Raw genomic sequence first — 12,507 nt, 5'->3', positions numbered from 1 at the left:
TCTAAAGTTGCAGTACCGGACGTTACTAATGCAGCGTGCGCAATACTTAAAAGATCATATGTCTTATTTGATATAAAACTCACATTAGCTTGTTTGATAAAGCTTTGGTAGAACTCAAAATCCTGACTTGGTGCTCCAGCAATGACAAACTCGTAATCCTTAAAGTCGTCAACGAGGCTTAACATTACATCAAGCATTTTTGTGATTTCTTGCTTTCTACTTCCTGGTAAGAGGGCAATAATAGGTTTGACTCCAAATTGATGTGTTTCTCTAAATTTATTTTCATCGATTTGAGTACGGTCGGCAATGGCATCTATTAAAGGATGGCCAACAAAATTCACTTTATAGTTATAAGACCTGTAAAATTCCTCTTCAAATGGAAGTATGCAGTACATGGCGTCAATATCGCGTTTAATTTTTTCAACACGGCCAGCTCTAGATGCCCAAACTTGTGGAGAAATATAATAGTGGGTCTTGAAGTTTTGTTCTTTTGCCCATTTTGCAATTCTTAAGTTAAATCCAGAATTATCAATAAAAATAATGACATCAGGTTGGTACTTATTGATATCGGCTTTGCAGAATTTAATATGACCTGAGATTTTTCTGAGATTAAGGATCACTTCAGCAAATCCCATGAACTGACGTTCTTTATAATGCATTACCAATTTACCACCAACAGTTTGCATAAGATCTCCACCCCAAAATCTTATCTCAGCGGCTTTATCTTCTTTTAATAAAGCCTTCATTAGATTTGAGCCATGTAAATCACCTGATGCTTCGCCAGCTATGATGTAGTACTTCATTAATAGAAAAATTTAATAATCATAGTTGCAATAAAAACTAAGATTGTAGCAATGAGTACTCCTTGAGCCCGTTTATCTTGGTTCTTTTTAAGGAATAGAAAAAAAGCACCTAAGTTTAATAACGCTCCAATACTCATCAATTTTGTTAAAGAACCACTAGCAATGGCTTGCTGAATCACTTCTCCCCAATCATCGGATTTTCCGAAAATTTGGATAGCGAAAACTAATCCAAAGACTGTTGCAATTAGACCAACTCCAAAACCAATTAAAATCTCTTTTTTCATAAGGTAAAATTCAAAACCATAGTTAGTTTAATTTCCATGTATTTAGTTTCTGAATGGCGTGATGGGCGGTCAAATCAAATTGAACAGGAACTACAGAGACATAACCATGTTCTAAGGCCCATTCATCGGTGTCTTCACCATTATCCATATTCACGAATTTACCGGCTAACCAGTAATAATCACGCCCCATAGGATTGGTGCGCTTATCAAATTCTTCGACCCAATTAGCGCGTGCTTGTCGGCAAATTTTTATCCCCTTAACATCTTTTTTATCAAGATTAGGGAGGTTTACGTTTAAAACGACTCCATCTGGTAAACCATGCGCTAAGACTTGTTTCGTAATGGTTTTAATAAACGATTTACAATGTTCAAAATTAGCATTCCAATTATAGTCTAAAAGTGAAAATCCAATAGCAGGTATACCTTCAATTCCAGCTTCCAGAGCAGCGCTCATAGTGCCAGAATAAATAACGTTGATAGAGGAATTAGAACCATGGTTTATGCCTGAAACACAGAGATCTGGTGTTCGATCCAGTATTTCTCTAACGGCAAGCTTAACACAATCGGCAGGAGTACCAGAACAACTGTATTCGGTTTGCTTACCATCAATAGAGACCTTTTCGATATGTAGTGTGGAATTCACCGTAATTGCGTGCCCCATGCCACTTTGAGGGCTGTCAGGTGCCACTACTACAACATCTCCTATCGTGTTCATAACAGAAATTAACGCGCGTATTCCAGGAGCAGTAATACCATCATCATTAGTAACTAAAATCAAGGGACGTTTAGACATAATTTTATAGAGGTTTAGTAGGGGTAAAAATACTAAAAAGCTTACGAATACTCGGTAATTGTATCTTTAACAAAAAATTAGTGCCGTGATTTTTTATGGCATGGTTTTTTCTGCTATTTTAGTAAATTATAGGAATGCCTACCTAGTACAACGAATTAAAATTGAAATAATGAGAGGGAATTACAAGTTTTTACTATTAGCCTTATTGATAGCATTTGCCTCATGTAGCTTCACGAGCAAAACATTTGACAATCCAGATAAAGATAAATTACTCATTCAGTTAATTACCTATGTTTTAGATCAAGGTCATTTTGACCCACAAGATATTAATGACGCTTTTTCGGCTAATGTTTTTGAGGACTATTTAAATCAATTGGACCCATTTAAGCGTTATTTTTATGAGTCGGATATAAAGGAATTCGAAGCCTATAAAAATCAACTTGATGACCAGATTAAGTCTTACGACGTCACCTTTTTCAATTTAACACATGAGCGACTATTAAAGCGTATTAAAGAATCGGAAGCGCTTTATGCAGAAATTTTAGAGAAACCATTTGACTTCACTAAGCGAGAAGAGTATTCTGCAGATTATGAAGTATTGACTTATGTGAAGAACAAACGTGAAATGAAAGAGCGTTGGAGACAACAACTTAAGTTTTCTACTATTGCTAATTACGATGATGCAATTTCGCAACGAGACACAGATCTTGAGGCAAACAGTTTACCGGAACGTGTTTTCTCCCCTAAGAATGAAAAATCAAAATCGGATGAAAGCAAGTCTTTAAAAGACCTAGAAAAAGAGGCGAGGGAAGCAACAAAACGTTCTCTTGATGAGCTTTACGACTTTATAGATGACAGACAGCGTAAAGATTGGTTTGCGGTTTACATCAATGCTATTGTTGAAGAGTTTGATCCACATACCTTTTATTTTGCACCTGAAGATAAAGACCGATTCGATGTGGCGATGTCAGGAAATTTTGAAGGTATTGGTGCTAGACTTCAAAAGCGAATGGATGCTGTAATGGTTAATGAGATTATTAGTGGTGGACCAGCTTGGAGAGCTAACGAATTAGAAGTTGGTGATCAAATCTTAAAGGTACGTCAAGAGGATGAAGAAGAGCCTGTTAATATAGTGGGGATGCGTTTAGATGATGCTATTAAATTGATCAAAGGACCAAAAGGAACTACTGTAGTGTTAACGCTTAAAAAAGTAGATGGAACTATTGAAGATATTTCAATTACTAGAGATATTGTTGAGCTAGAGGAAACTTATGCAAAATCATCAACGGTAGAAAAAGATGGAAAGACCTATGGGGTTATTAATTTGCCAAAGTTTTATGTGGACTTTACAAGCTATGACAATAGAAATGCAGCCTCAGATATAAAGAAGGAAATCATCCGATTAAAGGAACAAGGTATGGAAGGTTTAGTACTGGATTTAAGAAACAATGGTGGTGGTTCTTTGCAAACTGTAGTGGATATTGTTGGGTTATTTATAGAAGAAGGTCCTGTGGTTCAAGTCAAAACAACGGGTGAGCCAAAAGAAGTATTGAGTGATAAGGATAGTTCAATTATTTGGGATGGGCCTTTAGTTGTTATGGTTAACGAATTATCGGCTTCAGCATCAGAAATTCTAGCGGCAGCAATGCAAGATTACAAGCGTGCTATAGTTATAGGAAGCAAGCAGACTTATGGAAAGGGAACGGTGCAAAATGTACTGGATTTAAATAGAATGGTGCGTAACAACTCAAATGGAGATATGGGGGCACTAAAATTCACAACGCAGAAATTTTATCGAATCAATGGTGGTTCTACACAGTTAGAAGGTGTTAAAAGTGATGTTGTTGTTCCAGACCGTTACAGTTACATCAATATCGGTGAGAAAGATCAAGAGAATCCCTTGCCATGGGATAAGATTGATGCTGTTGATTATGAATTTTGGGGTAATTATTTCGATTACGATGCAACAATCGAGAAAAGCAAGGCGCGTATGGCGGCTAATGAGCAATTAAAGCTTATTGATGCTAATGCACAATGGGTTAAAAAGATTAGAGACCGTGAAGTATATTCTTTAAATTATGAAGAGTATAAGAAAGCGATGGAATTGAATGAAGAAGAAGCAAAACGATTTGAAAAATTATCAGAATATAAAACAGATCTGACCTTTAACTCTTTACCATATGAAATAACCTTAATGGAACAAGATTCGGTCTTAAAAGAAAAGCGCAAGCGCTGGCATGAGAGTTTGGCTAAGGACGTTTACATTGAGGAAGCTTTAAATGTTTTAAATGACTTAAAAATGACTTATGCTATAAAGAACAACCTTGCAGATGTGAAGAATTAAATATATGGGCCACCAAAATAATTCATTAACGAGCTTAGCGCTCCAAAAGTTTAAAAAGAACTTTTGGGGCGTTTTTAGTTTAGTTATTATTGCTGGTATTGGGTTAATTTCGGTTTTTGCTTATGTCTTTGCACCGGATGCTTCAAAGAATGCGAATCAAATGCACTTGTCCATTCATTCAAAATCTCCTGGTTTTGAAGTACAAATGCTAACAATACCTTCAGGTATTGAAAATAAGCAATCCTTTATATCAAAATCACTCTTTGGTCGTACAAATACCGATACCGAAGTTCCAATTACCGCTTATGAGGTTGTTAATGATCAGTTGCACTACACAGAGTACGCTTCAGATGGATTAAAAGGGCTGGAAAAGCAGATTGACTTGAGTGTGTTTCCTAATTCAGCATACAGGTCTTATATAGAAACCCGAAATTTTATTTTTGGAACTGATAAATATGGTCGAGATTATCTGAGTAGGATTTTAATTGGATCTCGAATATCGTTTTTTATTGGTTTTGTTGCGGTTTTTATATCGCTATTGGTAGGGTTAATAATGGGAAGCCTGGCAGGTTACTATAGTGGAAGAGTAGATGCCATTATTATGTGGATTATTAATGTAACGTGGTCAATTCCAACATTGTTATTGGTTATTGCTATTACGCTGGCATTAGGTAAAGGCTTCTGGCAGGTTTTTATTGCAGTTGGCTTAACCATGTGGGTTGAGGTAGCGAGAGTGGTTAGAGGACAAATTATAAGCTCAAAGCAGATGCAATATGTTACTGCAGCCAGAGCGCTTGGGTATACAGATTACAGGATAATCACTAAGCATATTTTACCTAATATTTTTGGACCTTTAATTGTGATTTCGGCGGCAAATTTTGCGGCTGCTATTCTTATTGAAAGTGGGTTGAGTTTTCTCGGAATAGGTGCACAACCACCTATGGCAAGTTGGGGTGCAATGATTAAGGATCACTATAATTATATCATTTTAGGTAAACCATACTTAGCCTTAATTCCTGGTATTTGTATCATGATTTTAGTCATGGCGTTTATGTTGGTAGGTAATGCTTTGAGAGATGCTTTAGATGTTAAATCTTAATTAGAAACTATTTCTTATAACAAATAAAAAGGGAAGCTAATGTTTCTGATTACAGCTGTTATTGTTATGCTGCTTTGAAAACATAGTTTTTAGATTTTCGAAATTACACTTATGGGTGTTCTAGTCACTACTTTGAGTTGTGTTTTAGCAGTTGTAATAATCAGTTTTTACAAAACACGAAGAATAAGAAGAATTAGAGTCTACTGATTTCTTAGTTGCTCAATTTCCTCATTCGTCGCTTCAATGAAATCTAATACATCATCTTGACCAATCTTTTTGCTAGATGAAGTCACAAAATAGGGTGGTAATTCTTCCCACGTTTCTAATAATACCTCGCAATAGTCATTCACATGCTTATCTATAACGTTGGGCTTTAACTTATCAGCTTTAGTAAAGATGATCCCAAATGGGATACCATTTTCACCTAAATATTGCATAAACTCTAAATCTATTGGTTGAGGATTGTGTCTTATGTCTACTAAGACAAAGGCTGAAACCAGTTGCTGTCGTTGTTCAAAATAATTGGTGATGAACTTTTGAAAGGTCTTTTTAGACGTTTTAGAAACACGTGCATAACCATAACCCGGTAAATCCACTAAATACCAATTATCGTTGATTATAAAGTGATTAATAAGCTGTGTTTTTCCAGGCTTGCCGGAGGTCTTTGCTAAACTCTTACGATCCGTAAGCATATTAATCAGCGACGACTTCCCAACATTGCTTCGTCCTATAAATGCATATTCTGGAATAGGGTTCTTAGGGCACTTGGCCACATCAGAATTACTCATCACAAATTCAGCGGATTTTATTTTCATTATATAGCCTGTGATTACAGGTGACTTTAGGTTGCGCTTGTGAATTAGAAATTACGACTTTCTAACCAACTATTTAAGAGTTTATTAAATTCTTCTGGGTGTTCCATCATTGCTGCGTGGCCGCATTTATCAATCCAGTACAGATCAGAGTCTGGTAACAATTGATGGAATTCATCTGCAACTTCTGGCGGTGTTACATTATCATTTCTACCCCAAATAATGCATGTTGGCGTCTGCATCTTTGGTAAATCTTTAGCCATATTGTGTCGTATGGCACTTTTTGCAATAGCTAAGGTTTTAACAAGCTTATTCCTGTTGTTCACAGTTTCATAAACTTCGTCAACTATTTCTTTTGTGGCTACTGCTGGGTCGTAGAATACATCTTGCGCTTTTTTCTTTATAACCTCATAGTCACTACGTTTAGTGTAACCGCTTCCCATGGCACTTTCATAAAGTCCAGAACTACCAGTTATAATTAAACCCTTGACTTTCTCCGGATACAATTTTGTATGATACAATCCAATATGGCCACCTAGTGAATTACCGAGCAGCAATACTTCTTCAAAACCTTTGAAGTCAATAAAATCTTTGAGATAGTTTGCAAAATTCTTAACGTTAGTTTTAAGCAGTGACATGCTGTAAATTGGCAACTCAGGAATGACAACTTTATAGCCATTTTTTCCGAAAAATTCGGTTACAGCATTAAAATTACTTAAGCCACCCATTAAACCGTGAAGCACTATAATTGGTGTGCCTTCTCCTACTTCAATATAACTATAATCCTTTTCTTTTTTTAAAAGGTGTGCCATCTATAAAGTTAGTGCTTTGAGTTAAAAACAAAAGTACATGATTTTTTTCATTTATGATTTACAACTTAAATGAAATAAAATACATGGACTAACGCAGTTCTTCTTGACGTAAATATAAATTTTGTAAGCTTTATTGCAAAATTTATTTGTTAGAGAGAACAGGTAACTAAATCCTTTTTTAAAGCAAACAGAATTATTCCTTTTCTCTACCATTCTTATCTCCCATAAATGTATAAAGCTGTTGATAAACATCACTTTGAAAAGATGATTTAATCTTCTGATTTTCTTAGTGTATGGTTGATGTTTTTGAGTTGCGTGTCAAAACTTATCAACAAAAGTGGGAGAATGTGGTAAAATGTGGTAAAATTTTCAATATATTTGATTCTTTAACGTTAATGTGGGAAGTCAATAGTATTGAATTCATTTATAGGAACATACGAGTGCAAAGCAGACGCCAAGGGAAGGTTGATGATACCAGCTGTTTTAAAGAAACAGTTGTCAGCAGCTTTGAAAGATGGCTTTGTTCTTAAGCGTGCTGTATTTCAGCCATGCTTAGAACTGTATCCTATGGCTGAGTGGAATTTGCTCATGGCTAAAGTGAATAAGCTCAATCGATTCAATAAAAAGAACAATGATTTTATTAGACGATTTACTGCTGGGGTTAAAGTGGTTGAGGTTGATAATGCAGGTCGATTGTTAATTCCTAAAGATCTTTTAGGGTTTTCTTGTATTACAAAATCGGTGGTTTTAGCCTCAGCTGTAAATATTATTGAAATCTGGGATAAAGAAAAATACGAACAAGCAATTGATGATGCGGCTTCTGACTTTGCAGATTTGGCAGAGGAGGTGATGGGACAAGATGATGAGGATGATGGAGTATCATAATGCTGTATTGCTTACTGAAACAGTTGAAGGTTTACATTTAAAACCTGATGGTATTTATGTCGATGTGACCTTTGGTGGTGGAGGGCATAGTAGAGCCATTCTATCTCAGCTTGGGCCTCAAGGGAAACTTTTTGCTTTTGACCAGGATAAGGATGCTTTAGTCAACACAATAGACGATGATCGCTTTGTTCTCATTAATGAGAATTTCAGATATATAAAAAGGTTCTTAAGATTTTATGGAATAAAAAAGGTTGATGGTGTTTTGGCAGATTTTGGTGTCTCTTCTCATCAGTTCGATGTTGCAGAACGTGGTTTCTCTACGCGGTTCGAAGCTAAGTTGGATATGCGGATGAATCAGGAAAGTAAATTGTCTGCATTTGAGGTAATTAATGAGTATGAGGAAGAACAACTCAGGGCTGTATTTTATCAATACGGTGAGTTAAGACAAGCACCTGCTATGGCAAGAGTTATTGTTTCTGAACGTAAAATAGCGCCAATTGAAACAGGTAGGCAATTAAAGTTGGTTCTAAAACCATTTCTAAATCATAGAAAGGAAAATAAGGTGTTAGCTCAGATTTATCAAGCCATTCGCATCGAGGTGAATCAAGAGATTGAGGTGCTTAAAGAGCTGCTATTGCAAATGCCAGAGCTTTTAAAAGTAGGGGGTCGTCTGAGTTTTATTTCCTACCACTCTTTAGAAGACCGATTGGTTAAGCGATTTATTCGAAATGGATTGTTTGAAGGAGAGCCGGAACGTGATGTATTTGGAAATTTTGAAGTTCCATTAAAAAAAGTTGGTGGCTTAATAGTGCCAACAGCATCAGAAATAAAAATGAATAATAGAGCAAGAAGTGCAAAGCTTCGAATCGCTGAAAAAATATGAAGAAAAGTATCTATGGCATACTAAGAGGGAAATTTCTAGTCAGTGATGATTCGTTCAAAAATTGGCGCATCATCATTTTTATTTCGTTTCTCGCTATAGTTATGATTGCGAGTTCTCATAGTGCAGACAATAAAGTACATGAGATTGCAAAATTAACCAATGAGGTTAAAGAGTTGAGATCTGCTTTTGTGGATGGTAGATCAAAACTAATGCGATTAAAAAAAGAGTCTTACATGGAGGTGGTGATGAAAGAAAAGAATATTGGGGTATCGCTCAATCCACCGACTAAGATTAGGGTATTGAGCTCAAAGAAATAATTGAAGCTACATACTATAACACAGAGCTAGAGAATAAATATAATCATAGATAAGTTCGATTATCGAATAAAATCATCAAATCAAAATTACACCTTGGCAACGACAGAAACCAACATATTAAACAGATTGTACTTCGTGGCAGGGTGTATGTTTGTCTTTGCGCTTGCTGTAGTTTTCAAACTTTGTAGTATTCAATTTATTCAAGGAGATGCTTATAGAGAATTGGCTGAAAAACGTACCGTTAAGCATTTTGATATAGAGCCTAATCGTGGAAATGTTTACTCTGCAGATGGTAGCCTTTTAGCAACTTCAATTCCAAAATATGATATACGTATTGATGCCATACAAGCTAAAGATGCCGTGTTTGAAGAGCATATCGGTGGTTTAGCAGATTCATTATCGGCATACAAAGGGAAGTCGGCTTCGTATTATACCAATGTTATCAGGAAAGCACGTAAAAATAAAAATCGCTATTTCTTGTTAGCTCGCAATATTAGTTATTCGGATTATTTACGAATGCGTGATTTTCCATTACTAAATAAAGGTGCTATTGGTGGTGGATTGATCGTTGAGCAAAAAACAAGAAGAGAGCACCCAATGGGAGGTATAGCAGAGCGAACAATCGGTTATGAAAGGATTGATGAAGACGGTAATATTACAAGACCAGGAATTGACGGTGCTTTTGGTGAGAAGTACTTGAGAGGGCATAAAGGAAAACGTCTTAAACAGAAAATAGGTAATGGTCAGTGGAAACCAATTGCAGACTACGATCAAGTAGAGCCACAAGATGGTTATGATGTTTATACAACGCTAGATGTCAACATTCAAGATATTGCTCATCATTCTTTATTGGGGCAATTAGAAAAGTATAAAGCAGATCACGGTTGTGTAGTGGTAATGGAGGTGGCAACAGGGGAAATAAAAGCTATTTCAAATTTAGGGCGAAACAAAAAAGGTAAGTACTATGAGCGTTTAAATTATGCTGTTGGGGAAAGTCATGAGCCTGGTTCTACCTTCAAATTGATGGCATTAACAGCGGCATTAGAAGATAGGGTCGTTGATACGAGTGACATTGTAGACACAGAAAAAGGTGTTCTGTCTTTTTACGGTAATAAGGTTAGGGATTCTAGAAATGGTGGCTATGGTAAGATTTCTGTTTCAAAAGCTTTTGAAGTTTCTTCAAATACAGGAATAGTCAAAGTAATTGATAAAGCTTACAGACAAAATCCAAGTAAGTTCGTTGATAGACTTTATTCGATGAATTTAAATGACAGCTTGAGTTTGCCAATTATAGGTGAACCTAGTCCAATAATTCCAGATCCTAGAATAAAGAACGGAAGATGGAGCGGAATTGCTTTACAATGGATGGCTTATGGTTACGGAGTATCATTTACACCACTTCAAACACTTGCATTTTATAATGCCATTGCAAATGATGGTAAAATGGTTCAACCTAAATTTTTGAAGGAAGTAAGAGAGTTTGATAAAGTTTTAGTTCCATTTGAAGAAAAAGTAATCAACTCTCAAATATGTTCAGCAGAGACGGTAAATAAAGTACAGCAATTATTAAAAAATGTTGTAGAAAAAGAACATGGTACAGGGAATAGACTTTATTCAAAGAACTTCTCTATGGCAGGTAAAAGTGGTACTTGTCAAAAGGACTATGCGAATAAAGACAAGTTAAATTATATTTCATCTTTTGCTGGGTACTTTCCAGCGGATAATCCAAAATACTCTTGTATAGTAGTTATTCATGAGCCTGATAAAAGTGTTGGATACTATGGTGCCGATGTATCTGGTCCAGTATTTTAACGTATTGCTCAGAAAATCTATACAGATACACCTCTTATTGATGATATAAGCACTTTAGAATATAATAGTCCTGCAGTTGATAAAGATTTTGAAAGCTATTACGAAAATGCACGCAAGTATAAAGAGTTAATGCCTAGTGTGGTTGGAATGCCTGCTATGGACGCCATCGCCTTACTCGAAAATCTACAAGTTAAAGTCAAGGTGAAGCTAAAAGGAAGCGGAATCATAAAGTCGCAGTCTGTAGGTCGTCATCAAAAGCTTCAGCCAAATCAAACAATTATCCTAGAAGCATCATGAAGATTTTAAAGGACATATTGTACAAGGTTACCATTAATGCTGTTGTAGGAAGTACAGGTACTGCAATTAATAAGATTGAATTCGATTCGCGAAATATCCAATCCGACGATGTTTTTGTTGCGATTACAGGTGTACTTACCGATGGACATAGTTTTATAGAAAAAGCTATAGCAAACGGTGCAAAAACTATTGTTTGCGAAAGATTGCCAGAAACACTTGTTGATGGTGTGTCTTATATAGAGGTGGCCAATTCAAATGAGGCTTTAGCCTACATGGCTGTTAATTATTATGATAACCCATCAGAAAATTTAAAACTAGTTGGAGTTACGGGTACTAATGGTAAAACAACGGTTACCAGTTTACTTTATCAATTGTTTAAGAAGGCCGGATATAAAGTAGGATTACTATCTACGGTTAAAATTATGGTAGATAATAAGGTCTATAAAACAACCCATACCACTCCAGATTCCATGACGATTAATAAGTTCTTAAAATTAATGAATGAAGAAGGTGTAGAGTATTGTTTTATGGAAGTGAGCTCTCATGGAATTCATCAACATAGAACAACAGGATTAAAATTCACAGGTGGTATATTCACAAACATTTCTCATGACCATTTAGACTACCATAAAACCTTTGCAGAATATCGTGACGTAAAAAAGAAATTCTTTGATGATCTACCAAAAGATGCATTTGCCTTATCTAATATGGATGATAAGAATGGTTTGGTAATGCTTCAAAATACGATTGCAAAAAAATATACCTACGCCTTAAAGAATTATGCAGATTATAGAGCTCAAATATTAGAAAATGAATTTAGTGGACTGCTTTTAAAGGTTAATGAAAGTGAACTGTGGACGCGGTTAATTGGAAGTTTCAATGCTTATAATGTATTAGCCATTTATGGTGCTGCTGAACTCCTTGGTTTAGAAAAAGACGAAATATTAAGGTTAATAAGTGAGCTTAATAATGTGTCTGGGCGTTTTCAGTATTTCATTTCAGATGAAAAAATCACAGCAGTAGTTGACTACGCTCACACGCCTGATGCATTGAAAAATGTTCTTGAAACTATTAATAACATTCGCACTAAGAACGAAGAATTAATTACCGTTGTTGGCTGTGGTGGTGACAGAGATAAAACAAAGCGACCAAAAATGGCGCACATCGCTTCTGCTTTAAGTACTAAGGTCATATTTACCAGTGACAACCCTAGAAGTGAGGATCCAGAAACCATTATCGAAGAGATGGAAAAAGGGGTTGAGCCTCAAAACTTCAAAAAGACTTTATCCATTACAGATAGAAAGCAAGCGATAAAAACGGCTTGCCAGATGGCTAATGCTAAAGACATCATTTTTATCGCTGGTAA

11 protein-coding genes and 1 pseudogene are annotated in these 12,507 nt (G+C 35.8%); 7 read left to right on the top strand and 5 right to left on the bottom strand.

Annotated features, from left to right (window positions below):
* The 3 genes from HRU49_RS12375 to surE form a co-directional block, all read right to left on the bottom strand.
* Window positions 1–803: lipid-A-disaccharide synthase (locus HRU49_RS12375; RefSeq protein WP_296357625.1), on the bottom strand; the 803-nt coding region annotated here is incomplete at its 3' end.
* Window positions 803–1,087, bottom strand: a complete 285-nt coding sequence (locus HRU49_RS12370; RefSeq protein ID WP_296357623.1) for a hypothetical protein — start codon at window positions 1,085–1,087, stop codon at window positions 803–805. The genes HRU49_RS12375 and HRU49_RS12370, both read right to left, overlap by 1 nt.
* 22 nt (window positions 1,088–1,109) lie before the next feature.
* A complete protein-coding gene (surE, locus tag HRU49_RS12365; RefSeq protein WP_296357622.1) occupies window positions 1,110–1,880 on the bottom strand; it encodes a 5'/3'-nucleotidase SurE in 771 nt (256 codons plus the stop codon).
* Window positions 1,881–2,049: 169 nt separating this feature from the next.
* On the opposite strand from surE, the gene HRU49_RS12360 reads away from it, so the two are divergent.
* Together HRU49_RS12360 and HRU49_RS12355 are read left to right on the top strand one after the other, a co-directional pair.
* Complete coding sequence (locus HRU49_RS12360; protein WP_296357620.1) at window positions 2,050–4,224, top strand: carboxy terminal-processing peptidase; 2,175 nt, start codon at window positions 2,050–2,052, stop codon at window positions 4,222–4,224.
* A gap of 4 nt (window positions 4,225–4,228) precedes the next feature.
* Window positions 4,229–5,323: an ABC transporter permease gene (locus HRU49_RS12355; protein WP_296357618.1), complete on the top strand. Its 1,095-nt coding sequence runs from the start codon at window positions 4,229–4,231 to the stop codon at window positions 5,321–5,323.
* 200 nt (window positions 5,324–5,523) lie between these two features.
* Here the strand turns inward: HRU49_RS12355 and yihA are convergent, their stop codons facing one another.
* Together yihA and HRU49_RS12345 are read right to left on the bottom strand one after the other, a co-directional pair.
* A complete protein-coding gene (yihA, locus tag HRU49_RS12350) occupies window positions 5,524–6,138 on the bottom strand; it encodes a ribosome biogenesis GTP-binding protein YihA/YsxC (protein ID WP_296357616.1) in 615 nt (204 codons plus the stop codon).
* 44 nt (window positions 6,139–6,182) lie between these two features.
* The gene (locus HRU49_RS12345) at window positions 6,183–6,947 is read right to left on the bottom strand and encodes an alpha/beta hydrolase (protein WP_296357614.1); all 765 of its coding nucleotides are present in this window, start codon (window positions 6,945–6,947) and stop codon (window positions 6,183–6,185) included.
* Between the two features lie 414 nt (window positions 6,948–7,361).
* On the opposite strand from HRU49_RS12345, the gene mraZ reads away from it, so the two are divergent.
* The 5 genes and pseudogenes from mraZ to HRU49_RS12320 form a co-directional block, all read left to right on the top strand.
* Window positions 7,362–7,832, top strand: a complete 471-nt coding sequence (gene mraZ / locus HRU49_RS12340; RefSeq protein WP_296357612.1) for a division/cell wall cluster transcriptional repressor MraZ — start codon at window positions 7,362–7,364, stop codon at window positions 7,830–7,832.
* Window positions 7,819–8,715, top strand: a complete 897-nt coding sequence (gene rsmH, locus HRU49_RS12335; protein WP_296357627.1) for a 16S rRNA (cytosine(1402)-N(4))-methyltransferase RsmH — start codon at window positions 7,819–7,821, stop codon at window positions 8,713–8,715. Before mraZ ends, rsmH begins: the two co-directional genes overlap by 14 nt.
* Complete coding sequence (locus tag HRU49_RS12330; RefSeq protein WP_296357610.1) at window positions 8,712–9,032, top strand: FtsL-like putative cell division protein; 321 nt, start codon at window positions 8,712–8,714, stop codon at window positions 9,030–9,032. The genes rsmH and HRU49_RS12330 overlap by 4 nt, the downstream gene beginning before the upstream one ends.
* A 147-nt stretch (window positions 9,033–9,179) precedes the next feature.
* Window positions 9,180–11,141, top strand: a pseudogene (locus HRU49_RS12325) (penicillin-binding protein).
* Window positions 11,138–12,507 (top strand): UDP-N-acetylmuramoyl-L-alanyl-D-glutamate--2,6-diaminopimelate ligase (locus HRU49_RS12320; RefSeq protein ID WP_296357608.1); only part of this gene is annotated, 1,370 nt, incomplete at its 3' end. The pseudogene HRU49_RS12325 and the gene HRU49_RS12320, both read left to right, overlap by 4 nt.

Source organism: Winogradskyella sp. (genome assembly GCF_013213975.1).
Taxonomy (GTDB): Bacteria; Bacteroidota; Bacteroidia; order Flavobacteriales; family Flavobacteriaceae; genus Winogradskyella.
The sequence above is the reverse complement of the archived record's forward strand: the minus strand, read 5'-3'. Positions and strand labels throughout refer to the sequence as shown.

Coding starts and splice junctions, on each gene's coding strand:
- surE (WP_296357622.1), bottom strand. CDS start 1,880: ATGTCTAAACGTCCCTTGATTTTAGTTACTAATGATGATGGTATTACT.
- HRU49_RS12345 (WP_296357614.1), bottom strand. CDS start 6,947: ATGGCACACCTTTTAAAAAAAGAAAAGGATTATAGTTATATTGAAGTA.
- HRU49_RS12370 (WP_296357623.1), bottom strand. CDS start 1,087: ATGAAAAAAGAGATTTTAATTGGTTTTGGAGTTGGTCTAATTGCAACA.
- rsmH (WP_296357627.1), top strand. CDS start 7,819: ATGGAGTATCATAATGCTGTATTGCTTACTGAAACAGTTGAAGGTTTA.
- HRU49_RS12360 (WP_296357620.1), top strand. CDS start 2,050: ATGAGAGGGAATTACAAGTTTTTACTATTAGCCTTATTGATAGCATTT.
- yihA (WP_296357616.1), bottom strand. CDS start 6,138: ATGAAAATAAAATCCGCTGAATTTGTGATGAGTAATTCTGATGTGGCC.
- HRU49_RS12355 (WP_296357618.1), top strand. CDS start 4,229: ATGGGCCACCAAAATAATTCATTAACGAGCTTAGCGCTCCAAAAGTTT.
- HRU49_RS12330 (WP_296357610.1), top strand. CDS start 8,712: ATGAAGAAAAGTATCTATGGCATACTAAGAGGGAAATTTCTAGTCAGT.